At 42.4% G+C, this 15,732-nt stretch carries 25 protein-coding genes; 24 read left to right on the top strand and 1 reads right to left on the bottom strand.

Going from position 1 to position 15,732, the window contains the following annotated elements:
- The first annotated feature begins 297 nt into the window (after positions 1-297).
- From B5G34_RS18605 to B5G34_RS00285, 17 genes are all read left to right on the top strand, one after another.
- Positions 298-465, top strand: a complete 168-nt coding sequence (locus tag B5G34_RS18605) for a hypothetical protein (protein WP_162609382.1) — start codon at positions 298-300, stop codon at positions 463-465.
- Positions 455-1,033: a hypothetical protein gene (locus B5G34_RS18200; RefSeq protein ID WP_140397136.1), complete on the top strand. Its 579-nt coding sequence runs from the start codon at positions 455-457 to the stop codon at positions 1,031-1,033. The genes B5G34_RS18605 and B5G34_RS18200 overlap by 11 nt, the downstream gene beginning before the upstream one ends.
- A gap of 237 nt (positions 1,034-1,270) precedes the next feature.
- On the top strand, positions 1,271-1,759 hold the full coding sequence (locus B5G34_RS00350; protein ID WP_087333465.1) for a hypothetical protein: 489 nt from the start codon (positions 1,271-1,273) through the stop codon (positions 1,757-1,759).
- A 141-nt stretch (positions 1,760-1,900) separates the two neighbouring features.
- A complete protein-coding gene (locus B5G34_RS00345) occupies positions 1,901-2,599 on the top strand; it encodes a hypothetical protein (protein WP_087333464.1) in 699 nt (232 codons plus the stop codon).
- Positions 2,600-2,773: 174 nt separating this feature from the next.
- A complete protein-coding gene (locus tag B5G34_RS00340) occupies positions 2,774-3,190 on the top strand; it encodes a hypothetical protein (protein WP_204245884.1) in 417 nt (138 codons plus the stop codon).
- Between the two features lie 668 nt (positions 3,191-3,858).
- On the top strand, positions 3,859-4,146 hold the full coding sequence (locus B5G34_RS00330; protein ID WP_242956725.1) for a hypothetical protein: 288 nt from the start codon (positions 3,859-3,861) through the stop codon (positions 4,144-4,146).
- A 15-nt stretch (positions 4,147-4,161) separates the two neighbouring features.
- A complete protein-coding gene (locus B5G34_RS00325) occupies positions 4,162-5,013 on the top strand; it encodes a tRNA(His) guanylyltransferase Thg1 family protein (RefSeq protein WP_242956723.1) in 852 nt (283 codons plus the stop codon).
- 55 nt (positions 5,014-5,068) lie between these two features.
- Positions 5,069-6,022: a prohibitin family protein gene (locus B5G34_RS00320; protein WP_087333460.1), complete on the top strand. Its 954-nt coding sequence runs from the start codon at positions 5,069-5,071 to the stop codon at positions 6,020-6,022.
- Between the two features lie 59 nt (positions 6,023-6,081).
- Positions 6,082-6,408, top strand: coding sequence for a hypothetical protein (locus B5G34_RS00315; protein ID WP_087333458.1), 327 nt, complete (start codon positions 6,082-6,084; stop codon positions 6,406-6,408).
- 7 nt (positions 6,409-6,415) lie between these two features.
- On the top strand, positions 6,416-6,736 hold the full coding sequence (locus B5G34_RS00310; protein WP_087333456.1) for a hypothetical protein: 321 nt from the start codon (positions 6,416-6,418) through the stop codon (positions 6,734-6,736).
- 129 nt (positions 6,737-6,865) lie between these two features.
- A complete protein-coding gene (locus tag B5G34_RS00305) occupies positions 6,866-7,579 on the top strand; it encodes a phosphoadenosine phosphosulfate reductase family protein (protein WP_275532281.1) in 714 nt (237 codons plus the stop codon).
- 5 nt (positions 7,580-7,584) lie between these two features.
- Entirely contained in the window at positions 7,585-7,854 is a 270-nt protein-coding gene (locus B5G34_RS00300; RefSeq protein ID WP_140397134.1) for a hypothetical protein, read from the top strand.
- Between the two features lie 12 nt (positions 7,855-7,866).
- Positions 7,867-8,217 (top strand): hypothetical protein, encoded by a 351-nt coding sequence (locus B5G34_RS00295; RefSeq protein WP_087333451.1) that lies wholly within the window; start codon positions 7,867-7,869, stop codon positions 8,215-8,217.
- Between the two features lie 180 nt (positions 8,218-8,397).
- On the top strand, positions 8,398-8,922 hold the full coding sequence (locus B5G34_RS18195) for a hypothetical protein (RefSeq protein ID WP_140397133.1): 525 nt from the start codon (positions 8,398-8,400) through the stop codon (positions 8,920-8,922).
- On the top strand, positions 8,907-9,200 hold the full coding sequence (locus B5G34_RS00290; protein ID WP_087333449.1) for a hypothetical protein: 294 nt from the start codon (positions 8,907-8,909) through the stop codon (positions 9,198-9,200). The genes B5G34_RS18195 and B5G34_RS00290 overlap by 16 nt, the downstream gene beginning before the upstream one ends.
- 148 nt (positions 9,201-9,348) lie before the next feature.
- A complete protein-coding gene (locus B5G34_RS18190; protein WP_140397132.1) occupies positions 9,349-9,639 on the top strand; it encodes a hypothetical protein in 291 nt (96 codons plus the stop codon).
- Between the two features lie 23 nt (positions 9,640-9,662).
- A complete protein-coding gene (locus tag B5G34_RS00285; protein WP_087333447.1) occupies positions 9,663-10,424 on the top strand; it encodes a DUF1848 family protein in 762 nt (253 codons plus the stop codon).
- 249 nt (positions 10,425-10,673) lie between these two features.
- On the opposite strand, the gene B5G34_RS00275 is transcribed toward B5G34_RS00285, so the two are convergent.
- Positions 10,674-11,255 (bottom strand): hypothetical protein, encoded by a 582-nt coding sequence (locus tag B5G34_RS00275; RefSeq protein WP_087333441.1) that lies wholly within the window; start codon positions 11,253-11,255, stop codon positions 10,674-10,676.
- A gap of 110 nt (positions 11,256-11,365) precedes the next feature.
- Here B5G34_RS00275 and B5G34_RS00270 point away from each other — a divergent pair, with 110 nt between their 5' ends.
- The 7 genes from B5G34_RS00270 to B5G34_RS00250 all read left to right on the top strand — a co-directional run bounded on the left by B5G34_RS00270 (position 11,366) and on the right by B5G34_RS00250 (position 15,729).
- Positions 11,366-11,953 carry a hypothetical protein gene (locus B5G34_RS00270; RefSeq protein ID WP_087333439.1) on the top strand — a complete coding sequence of 196 codons (588 nt, stop codon included), beginning with the start codon at positions 11,366-11,368 and terminating at the stop codon, positions 11,951-11,953.
- A gap of 2 nt (positions 11,954-11,955) precedes the next feature.
- Positions 11,956-12,456, top strand: coding sequence for a hypothetical protein (locus B5G34_RS18185; RefSeq protein ID WP_162609380.1), 501 nt, complete (start codon positions 11,956-11,958; stop codon positions 12,454-12,456).
- Positions 12,457-12,510: 54 nt separating this feature from the next.
- Positions 12,511-13,077, top strand: coding sequence for a hypothetical protein (locus B5G34_RS00265; RefSeq protein WP_087333437.1), 567 nt, complete (start codon positions 12,511-12,513; stop codon positions 13,075-13,077).
- A 152-nt stretch (positions 13,078-13,229) separates the two neighbouring features.
- A complete protein-coding gene (locus B5G34_RS00260) occupies positions 13,230-13,931 on the top strand; it encodes a hypothetical protein (RefSeq protein WP_087333435.1) in 702 nt (233 codons plus the stop codon).
- A 100-nt stretch (positions 13,932-14,031) separates the two neighbouring features.
- Positions 14,032-14,466 (top strand): hypothetical protein, encoded by a 435-nt coding sequence (locus tag B5G34_RS00255; protein ID WP_087333433.1) that lies wholly within the window; start codon positions 14,032-14,034, stop codon positions 14,464-14,466.
- Positions 14,467-14,493: 27 nt separating this feature from the next.
- On the top strand, positions 14,494-14,769 hold the full coding sequence (locus B5G34_RS18180; RefSeq protein ID WP_140397130.1) for a hypothetical protein: 276 nt from the start codon (positions 14,494-14,496) through the stop codon (positions 14,767-14,769).
- A 27-nt stretch (positions 14,770-14,796) separates the two neighbouring features.
- Entirely contained in the window at positions 14,797-15,729 is a 933-nt protein-coding gene (locus B5G34_RS00250; RefSeq protein ID WP_343286543.1) for a metallophosphoesterase, read from the top strand.
- Positions 15,730-15,732 lie beyond the last annotated feature (3 nt).

Raw genomic sequence — 15,732 nt, 5'->3', positions numbered from 1 at the left:
CGTTTCTCCCCTTTTAAGGAAGACAAAATGAGAATTGATCGGGCATCGGCAGAGTTTTGCACAAACTGTAAGCGTCCATTTTGCAAACATGGAACGTGTCCAGATTTACGTGCATATCAGAAGGAGATGCGCATGGCTCAATGAATATAGATAGAATTTGTGATTATGATGAAGGCTATAACCGATCTGATGCATACGAGATTGGATGGTGCTTTAAGTGCAGAGCAAATCCAAATTGTCCATACCACAAGAAGGCAGTTCGTGAACATCAGAGATTTTTTGGAGGTTCGGAGCGCGATGAAGAACATTACATTTGAGTTGCCGGATGATGTTATCTGTGTGTCGATAACTAGTTTGTCCGGAAATGCTTCCGAATTAGATTTTACCACTAGGAATTACGGAGAAGAAAAACTTATTGAAGGTGTTGTCGTTCCGTGGGAAAGGGATAAGATGAATGAATTTTGAAGATGCCGCAAATATTTTAGACCCTGAAACCAGTCTCGATACCCTAAATAAAATCGAATACTATGCAGGGTTCAGAGGCGAAGATGCCGTTCAAGAGGCTGTAACAGAGGCTTGTCGCATTGCCGCTAAGGTTTTGCGGAATATGGTGAACATCAAGCCATTGCCTCTTGATCATCTGTGCGAAATGGACGGATGGCCAGTATACCTCCCAGAGACGAATTGCTGGGCCTTGGTCACAAAAGATGTTTTTGCTACGCTACTTACGTTTCCAGATGGGGAAAGATGCAGTGCAAACGACTGGTACAAGCAAGTTGGTCCGGCATACACCTTCCATTCCGCCTACATCGACAGGGAGGCGTGGGAGCCGTGCGGAGAATGTGCGCCTAACTGTTCGTGGTGCAAAAATAACAATGAAAGTTCAAGAACAATACCAAAAGTGTGTAGAGAATGTAAGCATCATAGCAATTATGAGCCGGAATACAAGTTTTGTTGTGAGTGCGGCCGCCCGCTAACAGAGGAAGCCTGGGCGATCTGGAGAAGAGGACGGGAGCAAGGACATGAAGTGTAAATTTGAACATAATGAAGACTGTTGTAACAGCGGTTCTCCTCAGTATATGTGTAAGTGTAAACCTGACATTTGTCATAGTGCAGTTCCTATGTCACGAGGGGATGTTATTCGTAGTATGGATAACCTTCAGATGTCGAAACGGCTCATTAACATGATTGCTGATTTGTGCGAAGACGGGGTGCCGAGCGAAGAATATGCATTGCGTTGGTTCGAGATGCCGGCAGAGGAGGCCTGAGCTTGGATTACATCAAGATAGCTGAATCAATTGCGTTATGCGGGAAAAGTCATGGTATTGATAAGTGTAAAAGTGGGTGCATCTATTACTCCGGGAACGATATGAACAAATGCATCCCAAAAATGACAGCTGATTGTGCAGATGCAATCATTAAATTGTATTACGAAAATCAGGCTTTATATTGTGGTCTCTCCCCTATTCGCTTGGATGAAAATTCCGCTAAGTCTATGGAACTCGCCATCGAAGTGTCTGAGCTATCTCAGATGCTTAAAGAGGAAAAGCGTCGCAATGCGGAGGTAAAGAAGGAAAGAGATGCCGCAATACAGCAACTACATGGGTATTGTCCAGCTTGTAAAAGCTACACTCCGAATCATAACGAAGGCCCATGTGAAGAATGCAAACATGAGTATTTTCAATATCAGAACCCTTTAGCCAAAGATAATTGGAAATGGAATGGCGGAGATAAACAGGGTTCTGCAAGGAGAATTTGATGGAGAAATGTGAAACTTGTTTTTGGTGCCAGAACGGTAAATGTACCAATAAGAACAGTCCGATGCTTGGTGTATCGCTAAAGCCATGCTTCAGCTGCGATAAGTGGAAGAAGAAATAAAGGGTTTGTAAAGGAAAGATCAATGACTAAAAAAGAAATTATCGATGGGCTACGATCTTGCAACACAGATTTTTTGACCGAGAAGATTGGCGCATTTTTTTCTGACTGTGTGACACAGGCAATTCAGTTTTTGGAAGCAAGTACAGGAACCGAAACCAGTGAACAGGCAGTTAGTGCTGATAATCTGAATCTAATCAACAAAATAAGCCATCGTCCACTTTCTGCGGACGAAGTGTATGTTTTCTCTATCCGCTTATGTGACAACGAAATTGATCGTGACAGCGAACGATTCCCCGTAGACACGCTAAATGAATTGGCTTCTATGTTTATCGGCATGAGTGGAATCTTTGATCATCAGTGGATTACATCACGGCAAAATGCCCGCATTTTTAAGACTGAATTAGTAACAGATGAAACAACCATTACGGTTGCTGGAGACCCTCTCTGTTACCTAAAAGGATATGCGTATATCGTCAAATCTGAATATACCAAACCACTGATTGAAGAAATTGAGAATGGGATCAAGAAAGAGATAAGTGTTGGTTGTGCAGTCAACAAAGTTCAATGCTCTATTTGCGGAGAAGATTTTTATGACAAACGCAAGTGCCCACACGAGAAGGGTCGTGAATATGGTGGAAAGGTGTGTTGGGCTGATCTACTGTATGTAGACGATGTGTATGAATGGTCTTTTGTTGTTAGTCCTAATAAGCGGCGCAAATAAGATGATTTACGCTCCTGTTATTCATGCAAAATGGGAGATTCAATTGGATTTATCTCGTTCCACTGGTCAATCAATATGGAATTGTACGAACTGTGGGTATCCGGTGGGAATTTGGACAGCAAACAGCATAAGATGCCCCGCATGTGAAGCAATTATGGGAGCGGAGGATGATCAATGAATAAGGTTATTGCGATAGATTTTGACGGAACGCTTTTTGAGAACAGGTTCCCCTCGATTGGAGAGCCTAGGATGCGTGTTATCGAAAAGGCGCTGGAGGAACAGCTCAATGGAGCGGACTTGGTTCTCTGGACGTGCCGGGAAGGAAAGCTTCTAGACGATGCTCTTGCTGCGTGCGCAGAACATGGTCTGTACTTCTCTGCTGTTAACGATAGTACGGATGAATGGAAGAAAGGGTTTGGTAACTCCCCGCGTAAAATCGGGGCAAATGAATATTGGGATGATAGATCAGTGAACCCGGATTCTATTGATTACCTTCTGAAGGAGCAGATTGAGTCGCTTGGCATTAGCCGTGTGATCGAGATGATATCGGCAGCCGAACGAGAGGGGCGTTATATCACATATGGCGAGTAATGGTGATCGCTACGGTGTGTGTGAATACTGCGGAGATTCGTTGATCCCGATCTGGTTTATAGAAGAAGAAACAAGAATTGAGTATGGACATTTAGTTAAAACAGGAAGATCTCGTCGCGCGGTATCGCATCTAACGTGCCCAACCTGTATGAAAAACTATAGTGTCGATGATTCATTTGATGGTCTTTGGAGGAAAGATGATTAGGTACATTACGGGAGATATTTTAAACTCTAATGAGGACATCATTGTCCAGCAAGTAAACTGTCAAAATGTAATGGGTTCCGGATTAGCTAAAGCTATTTACACTAAATGGCCTGTTGTGAAAACAGAATACCACAAATACTGCAATAAGTTTACTACGCCATATGATCTGATGGGGAAAGTCCAGTACGTCTCCATTGGAGATGGAAGATATGTTGCGAATATTTTTGCTCAATTGAATTATGGACGTTGCCATCATATATGCTATACAAGCTATTCGCATTTTGAGACATGTCTAAGATCTATTGCAGACCGATGCCAAAGTAAAACAATTGCAATACCGCACGGGATTGGGTGCGGATTAGCGAACGGAAAATGGGAAATTGTATCTGATTTGATTCATCTATATCTTGATAATTTGGATGTGGTGATTTATCAAAAACAATAAAAGGAGTTCAATTATAAGATGCTGAATAAAAAAATTTTGATTTTGTTTGTTTGCATTGCTTTGGTAGCTTCGCTATTTTTAACTAGTTGCACTACTCAGGAAATGGTGAAGAATTTTGGCGGCGATATGGTCGTTGAACTCGATCCTGGTGAAAAGCTCGAAATGATTACATGGAAGGATGATTCTCTGTGGTACTTAACCCGTCCTATGCGAGCTGATGAATTTGCAGAAACTTATGTTTTTGAGCAATCTAGTGCTTGGGGGATGTTTGAAGGTACCGTTACTGTTATTGAAAGTCAAAAATAATAAAGGAGAATCAATGTGAGCAACAAGAAAGACTCTCTCGGAGATCGGATGAAAGGATACGAAAATATCCAAAGAAACTATTTAACACGACGAGTTCCCGTCATTGTCCGTGTTGATGGAAAAGCATTCCACACTTTTACAAGAGGAATGGAAAGACCTTTTGATGAAGTTCTCCTTAAAAGCATGAGGCAGACAATGAAGTATCTGTGTGAGAATGTGCAGGGTTGTGTGTTCGGATATACGCAATCTGATGAAATCACTCTCATTCTCACTGATTATGCAACCATCACTACAGATGCATGGTTTGGTTACAACGTCCAGAAAATGTGTAGCGTAAGCGCAAGCATGGCAACGCTGGCATTCAATAAATTCTTTTCTGAAAATGTTGATGAGTGGGGTCGGGATCATCTTCCTGGTTGGGATGAAGGTGGCACTAATCAGCCTGTAGATCCCGCGCTTATCAAGATGGCGGACATATACTGCAGTAAATTTTCTTCTGCAATGTTTGATTCGCGTGTATTTTCAATCCCAAAAGAAGAGGTTTGCAATTGTTTGATTTGGAGACAACAAGACGCCACAAGAAATAGCATTGAGTCTGTTGGCCAAGCATATTTCAGCGCGAAGCAACTCCATGGGAAATCCTGCAACCAGATTCAGGATATGTTGTTTATTGAAAAGGGAATCAATTGGAATGACTTCCCTATTGCTTATAAACGCGGTTCTGCCTGTAGAAAAGTAAGAGAGTCTGCGATTGTAAAAAACAGAAAAACTGGTGAGGAGACTGAGGTGATCCGAAGCCGGTGGCTTATTGATATTGACATCCCTATTTTTACGCAGGATCGTAGCTATATCGAAAGCCTATTGTAATTGTGTAATGATTGGCATATGCCTTCATTAAATATTAAAAACAAGGAGTAAAAGTATGATTGTTCTGATGGTCGTCCTTATTGTGCTGGGCGTCGTGGCGTTCTGTTTGTTCAGCGCCGCAAAGAAGTATTGTTCAAATTCAAGGAGCTCGGCCGACCAAGAATATGTAAAAGTGTTTGGCCGGTTACGCTTGATCATTCCAGGTATTTTGGCTGTTATCCTCGTAGTGGCCTTTTTGCTGAGCGGAATCCAGATTATTGACTCTACTGAGGTCGGCGTTGTCCGTACTTTTGGAGAGATCAACGGTAAGATTACCTCTGGTCTTAATTTGGTGAACCCCATTTCTGACACCGTAACTAAGTATGACCTTCGCGTACACATTCGCCAGGCTCAGTTTGCATCTTATACGCAGGATGCACAGCCCATGACCGCATCCATCGAATTCCAGTATGCTCTGAATCCTGATCGAGTCATGGATGTAGCGAAAGAGTACGGTTCCTATGAGATTCTGGAAACCAAGCTCGACAACGTTGTGCAGGAAAAGGCAAAGATTGTGTTTGCAAAGTATAGTGCAATGACCCTCTTGGAGAATCGTTCCACTCTGTCTGCCGAGGTTGCTGATGAGGTTAAAACTCTTGAGGATCTGTATCATGTGACTTTTACGTCCGTCATCGTACAGGACATTGATTTTTCTGATGCTTTTGAGGCGTCCGTAGAGGCTAAGATGACGGCCGAACAGGATGCGCTGCGTGCAGAACAGGAGAAGAAGACGGCTGTTGTGAAGGCTGAGCAGGAGGCCGAAGTGGCAAAGATTGAGGCCAATGCCGCTATTGCTCGAGCCCAGGGCGAAGCTGAGGCAATGCGCATCACTCGTGAGGCCCTGCAGAATATGCCTGATGCGTATATCCAGCAGATGTGGATCGATAAGTGGGACGGCAAGTTGCCTACTGTGCAGGCTGGAGAAAGTGCTAGTGTGATCGTAAATCCGGGCGTGAAGAACGTAGAGTAATGTTTTGAGAGCCCTGCCGTTGGGGCGGGGTTCTCCTTTTTATACTTATTGGAGGGTTTATGTATAATAATTTTGACATTAGACACATGATGAGATTTGCGGGAATTCAAGAATGCGATGATGATGAAACTATTCTTGAAAAGGTTTCGATTCTTTTTACAAAAGTATTGAATACAACAAATGGAATTAAGATGAACGACTACAGCTGGGAATTTTCTTATGTTGACGGAGGGGATAAAACCAAGTTTGAAAAAGTTGGCCCGGATGGAGTCGTAGCAAGCCTTGAAATGGATTCAGATACTTTCGAATACACGGGGACGAATCTTGATGATCCGGATATCCAAAAGATGCTTTATTTAATGGCACTTGGACTCTTCTATGGGTGAGTGATTTATGAAAAAGTTAGATTTGCAGACTGGCTACACTACAGTTCAAGGCAGAATCTTTAAAATAGAGTTTTGGACTGAAGCTTATTTTGGGTTGCCTTTTGTGAGCGTGTCGGAAGTTGTTCAAAAAGAAAAGACGTTTGGCATATTCTTCAAAAAGAAAAAAATAGTTGATGAGGAAATTGTGATTGGATCTGGTTGGACTGAATCGAGCAGATTGCAATGGGCATTGAACCGAATTGATGAATACTTAGAACGAGAAGCAGAAAAAAATAAAGAGTTTGAGCAGATTCAAGATTTCTGCAAAAAGAACAGAGAAAGGAGCTAACACCAATCCTGGTAGACCAGGTTGCCGGAGGATTGATAAGTCCGGCGTAAAACCGCTTGTTGCTGCGTGAAAGCCCTATAGGCCGGTAGCATGGGAGGATTAAGCTGTTGACCGCATCCAGCTTGGTTTGTGGTCGGTGTGAAGCACATAGCAAGTGTAAGTTTTGGCAAGGACAGCTTGGCAATGTTGCTGTTGCTCATGGAGGAAGGTTGGCCGCTGGACGAAGTTGTGTTCTATGATACGGGGATGGAGTTCTCGGCCATCTACAAAATTAGAGATCAAGTCAAAAAACTGTTGGACGAGAAGGGCATAGTGTTTACTATCCTAAAACCTATGTACGACTTCGAGTGGAAGATGTTTGAGAAACCCGTAAACGGCAGGAATGGCTTCCACTATGGTTACTCTTGGTGCGGCGGAAGATGCCGCTGGGGAACGAGAGACAAGCTCTCTGTTGTAGAGCGATACTGCAAAGGTTCCGCTGAGTATGTGGGGATCGCTGCGGATGAAAAGGTCCGGCTAGAGAAAGAACGGGTCGGGAACAAGATCTTCCCGCTTGCAATACGCGGAATGACAGAGGCGGACTGCCTCAGATATTGCTATGACAGGGGCTTCTTCTGGGAGGAAGAAACGGAAAGAGGCCTCGTCAGACTTTATGACATCCTGGATCGGGTTTCCTGCTGGTGTTGTTCAAATAAGAACCTGAAGGAGCTGCGGAACATCTACACGTACCTACCAGAATACTGGAGCCGTTTAGAAGCCCTACAAAAGAAAACAGAGCGCCCGATGAAGGGCGTTGGGAAGAGCGTGTTTGAGTTGGCCGAAAGATTTAAAAATGGAGGATGATAAAAATGAGAGATAGACAGGTTGATCTCCATACTTGTCCGTTCTGCAAAAAGGACGTTGTTTATATCGGTGTGCATGATGATGAAGGGAATTATAAAGGTCGTATTGGCTGTGAATATGAGTCCGATCCATGGAGCGGCCTTACTTATGGCCTGCACCATGAAGGATGGGGCGAATGTATTCTTTGTACAGACGGAGATAACGAAACGCTTGGTGGCCTCGTGTTTGACACGCTAGAAGAGGCAGTAGATGAATGGAATAAGTGCGGTTCGTAATAGGAGGTACGTATGTCTAACAAATTAACTCGTATGGCAAAGCAACTTCTCAATATTGAAGAAGATCTCCCTTGTCGTTTTGATTATGCTAGAGATCGGCATGCGCATATAGACGATTTTGATGTGTATGTTTTTGAACAGACATGGGGCAGCACTGCTTTGGGATTTGGTGGCATTGGAGGCCAAGCCATGACCACTGAAAATACCTATGTGTTTATTCCTTTGAACTGCGATCAGCCGTGCTTCGTGTATTTTGGAAGCAGGTTCGCGTACAAAGTGGAATATAGTGATATCTTCATGAATGACGTGCGTTCTGGCCATGTAGAGTCTGTCTCGCGTTCTGGCAAGTACACTCCGCAATAAATTAAAAGGAGAAATGATATGGAAGTATATTTTAAAAACGATGGATCGTAGGCATATAATGCTTCGGAGATCGTGATAAGAGAAACACGGAAGTGCGATATATGTCTCAGGAATTATCAAACACTAATACACTATAACTTTTTGTATGAAGAGTATGAAGGCCAATAAGAGGATAGTTTTATGAAATTAGTAAATGCAAAGATTTATGAAGAGCAAATACGGAGAAAAATGTGGGAAGTTTGGTACGATGAAAAGTACCAATATTATTTTGGTGGATGCGAACGGCATGACTTTTTTATAGGAGATGGATCTGACGGATATCAAAAAAGATATTTTGCCGTATTAAACGACAGCGATGAACTCTTAGGGTATATAGGATATTCTGTTGATACTGACATAAGAGTTGCAATGTGGTTTGGAGCTATCAATTTTTCAAACGACAAGTATACATTTGGTAAAGCGATATGGCAGGTAATATGTGATTGTTTTGTTAAATTTGGAATGAATGTGATTGAATGGAGTGTGGTTTGTGGAAATCCGGCAGAGAAAAGCTACGATAGATTGTGTAAAAAATTTGGCGGAAGAGTTATTGGAGTGAGACGAAAAAGGGCTAAGGATTTAGCAGGTAATTTACACGATGACAAAATATATGAAATTGAAAAAGAAGATTTTTTACGTACTGCAAAATCATGGATGAAAAAATAAAAGAGCTGATCGGGCGTCGCCGCCGCCAGATCTTAGTCCATAGCATTATCTATTATCGGTTGAACGATAACCTAATCCCAGACTCTACTTGGGCGGCTTGGGCGGTCGAGCTGAAGCAATTGCAGGACCAATATCCGGAGATAGCAAAGCAGTGTTGTTATGCTGAGGCATACAAGGATTTTGACCCATCTACTGGATACAACCTCCCCCTCTACGATGAGAAAGCAATATCTGTTGCTCATCATCTTATCAATTATAGAGATAAGAAAGGAATGTAAAAGGTAGATTTTATAGTTATGAAAATCGATCTTTTTATGTTTATATACGCCAGAATCAAAGCTAAGCATCCAGATTGGTCATCCAAAAAGATCAGGTCTTGCGCAAGATGGGCGTACAGAAAATCAAAAAACAAGAAGAGGAGAATATATGTCTTATACAAATATCAACAGTTTAATGATATCACATAAGGTTCTAGGAGTCCCAAACTCGTGCGAGCCCCTTGCCATAGAGATAGAGCGAGATCTTGCTATACTGAAAGAAAAAATAAATTTACTCAGAACTCAAAGAGAAAAATCTGCAACAGAATATATTCACAGAACTGGAATTCATCTCAATGGCGGTGATTCATTTTACGATACAACATATGGATCTATTTACGCTTGGGTAGATGGCCGCGCCATCCTGTTGAGTGATCAATTTACCAACATGACAATATAGAAACAAAGTGGTGAATTTTCATAATGCCAAAATATAAAATTGGAATTACAGAAGCCGGAGACGCCGGTCTTGACCTTTCTTGGGAGCCAAAGCTTTCAGCGGTCGATGGCGCAATACTGATCACAAAATGCATCTCTCCTTCTTTCTACGATGCTGTATTGCGCAACAAAGATAAGGTAATTGTACATGCTACATTTACCGGCTATGGAGGAACTGTATTAGAACCCTGTGTTCCCTATCCATATGACAACTATGATGCTCTCATTCGCTTAATTGAGAGCGGTTTCCCGAAAGAGAAAGTTGTTATTCGTGTTGACCCTATTGTACCAACAGTTAAAGGCATCGAAACCGCATACAACGTCTTTACATCGTTCATCGAAAATGGATTCAATAGGTTTCGGGTAAGCATTATTGATATGTACCCGCATGTAAGATCTCGGTTTGTTGACGCAGGCCTTCCTCTCCCCTACGGAGAAAATCGTTTTTCACCGTTGCCTGTACAGGTCGAGATGGTGGATGAGCTGCTTGCTTGTGCCAGGCTCTTCTGGGAGACAAATGGACACGGTTGCTCTTTACGGCTTGAGTCATGTGCGGAACCTGGGCTAACTCATGCTCTGCAATGTGGTTGTATATCGGCATATGACCTGCAGTTGCTTGGCTTGGAACCAGAAGATATGCCTACAGGGCACCAAAGAAGAAATTGTTTGTGTTATGCCGGGAAGACTGAACTTCTTTCTCATAAGAATCGGTGTGGGCACCGGTGCCTCTATTGTTACTGGAGGTAAGTATGATGTTGCTCTGCAAAAAATGCGGGAATCTGGTGTCATATAATTCATACTTTGGGGCTTATTATTGCTCTACTTGTGGAGAATATTTCCAACCCCAGTATGAGGGGAGCACACAACAATTGATCGACGAGCTCAGGAGATATGGAGCAACGCACAGGAACGGAAAGATGGGCTCATCGTGCTTTGTTCCAAAAGACTTATTAGTCGCTGCAGCCGATCGGCTTGAACTCATAAAAAGCAAGTAAATTAGTCAAGCGTTCTAACAAACAGATAAACTATAGCTCCGCCTATAATGAGATTAACCAATATGTTTCCAACAACCACAACCCAAATATCAATCCAAGAAAGAACATTATATATAAACGACGACACCAAGAACTCCACATTTATGGCTACAAAAGAAAATATAAAAAAGAGGCATACAACCACTATAGTTTTAAAAATATCCGGATTAAATAGCAACATTTGGGAAAAGGCAACAATAGAAAGCCAACTAAATGAAACAAGGCCAACAATATACACTAACACAAAGTAGTCTTGGTAAAATTCAGGCCTATAAAACGGGAACAGCCTACTATTTAACAAAAAATCAACGACTGGCTGAAAGAATTTGTTAGATGTTATATTAGCACTTTCTGAATTCCCAATATGATATACGATGCTCGACATAATTACCAATCCAAAAAACGCAACGCTCACCAAGATCAGGTATTTCTTTATTGGAAATTCTTCTTTCTTGATTCGTTCTAATGTTAAAGATATGACGATTGATATATAGGCAACTACAATCGAAATAATAGCTACAAAAAATGTTTCAAAACTAATCACAAGAACAACTCCCTTAATTTTTATTTAAAGGATGTCTTACAATATATCACATATAAGGTTGTTGTTCAATTATTCTGCGCCAAATATTATGGACAACGAGGTATAAAAACATGAAAACTCCACGCAAAACTCCTACAGAAGAGCAAAAAGAATGGATGAAAGCGTCTGGATATACTGAAGCTCAAATGGATGCATTCTGGAACGATAATATTGACACTAATCCAATCGTCTGGAACCTTAATTCTCATGGCATGTCTTGGAGAGATATGAATCTATCTTGCGTCCAGCGGCTCCCTACTCAAAAAGAGAGAGATCTAAAGGCGTTGGAGGAAAAGCGCAAAAAGGAACAGGCCGAGAGAGAAGCCACAGAAGCCAAAGCCATCGAGCTTCAATATTATGAAGAGCATTTTGATGAAATCATTATTGATAAGATCGATCGCAAAGAAAAACTAACACGGAGCGAGCTGAGCGAACTTGTTTATGGATGTGAGATCGAAACTGGCTATGGCGAAAATCGCCGGTGGACTCGATCTGCTACCACCATTATATCTCTGAAAGGAAGATATTTTTCTATCGACTGGGAAGAGGGTCTGACAGAATGTCAAGAAAACGAATTTTACAGTCAGCCTGTAGAAGTCGAGAAGAAAACATATGAAAAGACCATTACGGTAACGGAGTGGGTTCCTAAAGGGTGTTGATTTTGATTAAAATCTCAGAACAATATTGCTTTTTGTGTGACGAATGTCCACTTATCTCAAAAGATGATCTGGAAAGAAGACTAGCATTAGAAAAAGAATATGGTGAATTTCAATTTGATCATCTCTGCTGTGACAAAATAGGACATGCATTTTTTATTGGAGACTATTGCGAAGACGCTTTCCTCTATGTTAAACCTCAAAAAAAGCAAGGTAGACGCACTTCTGGATTAGCCCACCGTAGATCTATGACGAAAAAGAAGAAAGAAAAACTGATAAATGCAATTATCATTGGCGCCGTTTCTTCTGTATCTGGCTATGTGGATTATGATTATGTTGATGGTGTTTGGACGCCTGTTGGAAAATACGTAAAACGTGCAAGACATTCAAACAGAAAAAAGTTTTACAAAAAATTTTCCAATCGCCGATTGCGGCATGGATCAGAATACGGCAGCGGTAAATCTGGATACAAGCGATGTTTTGATTACTGGTGGGAGATTTTTTAAAATAAACTCAGATAAAAGATCCGTTTTATAACAGTTGGCTGGAGGTTGATGTGAATGTCGATGACACATGAAGAAGCGGCCCGGATTCTTGACCCGGATACCACACGGGAAGCGCTGAACCCATACGCGGATTCTCCGGTGGAGCGTATGAGACTGTTGGATGCAGCGTGCCGGGTTGCGGCGGATGTTCTGCGGAATAAATTGACCGGGGAACCTCTTACTATGGAGCAACTGCGAGAGATGGACGGTCAGCCTGCATGGTGCGAAGAGCAAAAGGAATGGGGCATAATCCACATTGACCCTGATGGGATGTGGGCGAATATTCCGTTTTTCCGGGGCGTTTATTGCGACCTAGACGTTAAGTACAACGGACTGACTCTGTACGCCTACCAGCCCGCCCACATCGATCGGGAGGCGTGGAAGCCGTGCGGTGAAATGTGCCGAAATAACTGTGCGACCTGTGACCACAATGCGGACGAAGTGTTTGGTGATGCGGATTACTGCAAAGATTGCCATAGATATTCCAAGTGGGAATCTTCCATTCACAAGTATTGTGAACGATGCGGCAGGCCAAGAACGCCGGACGCCTGGGCCGAGCTGGAGAAGAGGATTGGGGTGTAAACAGTGGGGACTTGCGGTGAATGTATCTATTGGCGTGATGATCAGTGGATTATGAATAAGTACGGAGAAGGCTGTGGCATCTGCAAACAGAGTGGACAGGTGACATTTTGTTCGCATCCATGTCCTCTTTGTGTGAAAAGAGATGGTTAATTATGGACTATAAGAAACTATCAGATGATTTACTTTATGGGTGTCAGCAAAACTGCGCAGACTGCGTGTATGCCGGGGATCATGAGTTCGAATGTACCATAACGAAGCTGGCCTCTTCTGCTATCGCAAACCTATTGATAGAAAACCAAGCGTTACGAAACGCCGCTAATGGTTTTAAGGAGCGTGCTGAGGCAGCGGAGTACGAATTGGAACAGAAAGATATTTACTATGATCAGATGGTCGATGCTTTTGCGGCAATGGACAGTGCGGATCTTGAAGCAACAAAAACAAAATTAAGGATAGCAGAAGCTCGTGCAGAAGCAATAGAGCAAGACAGAGATCGGTTGTTGGAGGCTATGAAGCCTAACTGCCTTATGTGCGACTCGATGCACGAAAACGGAAATTGTACGGAAGTTGGAGGCTTTTGCACTGCTATACCTGCGGCTCATTGCCCTTTGATTCCGAGACTTATGGATCAATTAAACGCAGAAAAGACACGAGCAGATAAGGCAGAAAAAGAGAGGGATGCAGCCATCAAAGAGTTGGATGGTGTATCCAATGCTGTTGGCGATCTTTCTGATTTCGTTGATGATCAAATCTACCCGCTAATCCAATACGATATGTATGCCGCGTTGCGTGATAACATTTACGCTATTACAACATGGGAAAAAGAATCAGAATGGTCCGGTATAAGAGAGGAATAAGCATTGAATCATAAGCTATGTTACGGTATGTGTGATCGTTGTGTATGGAAATATAACGGCGGATGTAGTGAGTGGGGATAGATATAAAGGAGGAGTGAGTGTGGAGCGGTTGACATATCGCCATAAAGACCAGAACGGGAACCCAACGGATTGTATATCCCAACAGATCAATTTAAAATATATTCCTCGAAAAGATTGGCTTGAAAAAATAGCTATACGCTTGGCTGACATAGAGGACATCCTAGGCGAAGACTACGACCTAGACCGCCTACGGGAGCTGGTAGAGGCTGACCGGGACGGGCGGTGTGTGGTGTCGCCGTGCAAGGTTGGATCTCCAGTCTGGAGAGTTTATGACGACTGCGAGTTTCCTGGAGATTGTTATACAAAGCAAAAATGTAAAGGGTGCGAATACAGAAATGTTTTTGCGGAAGAACAGGCGTTTTGTTTATCTATGTTGTCTCAAAACGGGAAACTTGAACATCCGTATTATACAAGCCTTGAAGCTTCCGAAGACACATTGGCAGGAGAACGGTAACGGACGTTGCGGCAATCGGAGGAATAAATGATCGAATACATCAATAAAAAAGACACAATCGAAAAAATACGGCGTATGCCGAGAACAGTAAACCCGGATTTAGTCCAATACAGCTTGGTAAAAGGAGTTATTGCTGGTATGTTATCTGCCGACGTTGTTCCAGTGGCGCATGGTCGGTGGGAGCCTGGGAATAGAATATGCCCAGTTTGTAAGCAAGACAAGTTCAAAGATCTTGATGCAGATATCTGGGCTGATTGGATGCCGCCCCACTGCCCAAATTGTGGCGCAAAAATGGATAGATAAAATCTTAATTTTATAAGGAGACATGATGTGTGCGATCTTCTGGAGACATACGGAGAAGCAGTTTCCAGCGCTCTTGAAAATCTCTCAGAAGACGAGATTGCGATATATTTAAATAAACGATATGAGATGAAGATATGGCTACATGTCTCCGTATTATTCTTCAAGTGGGCCTATTTATATTTACGATGGAGATCTGAAAGAAGCGAAGTGATACCGAATATGATTTACATCACAGGAGATACACACGGCGATTTTAGTAAATTTGGGAATAGCCGTTTCACAGAAGGAAAGTTTTTAACAAGAGAAGACTTCGTAATCATTTGTGGAGACTTTGGCGGAGTCTGGGATGGTAGCCGTAGAGATCAGTATTGGCTTGACTGGATTGAGTCTAAACCATTTACGCTGCTGTTTGTTGACGGCAACCATGAAAATTTCGACCTGCTCAATTCTTTCCCTTGCGACGAATGGAAAGGCGGAAAGGTTCATGTTCTCAGAGAAAACATTCTTCACCTTATGAGAGGACAGGTATTTAACATCGCCGGGAAGAAATTTTTTACGATGGGCGGAGCTGCATCCCATGATGTGTGGGATGGAATACTGGACCCCGATGATCTTGACTTCAGCACAACTTACTGGAGGATGCGCCGGAATGGCAGCATGTTCAGAGTAAAAGGCATTGATTGGTGGCCAGAAGAGATGCCTTCCGATTCAGAATATGCTGAAGCCATTCGCAATTTAGAGAGTGTTGGTTGGGATATTGACTATGTTATTACCCACTGTGCTCCAACATCACTTTTGAATAAAATAAGCACATCTTATAGGAGTGACCAACTTACAGATTTTTTGCAACTCATTAAGAGGATGTCTCCGAAGACAAAATGGTTTTGTGGCCATTACCACCAAGATATGCAAATAACCGATCATTTTCAAGTTTTGTACAATAAGATTATTCATATTTAAAAT

It is taken from the genome of Flavonifractor sp. An82 (assembly GCF_002159265.1).
Taxonomy (GTDB): Bacteria; Bacillota; Clostridia; order Oscillospirales; family Oscillospiraceae; genus Flavonifractor.
Note: the sequence above shows the minus strand (reverse complement) of the source record. Positions and strands in the feature narration are given on the sequence as shown.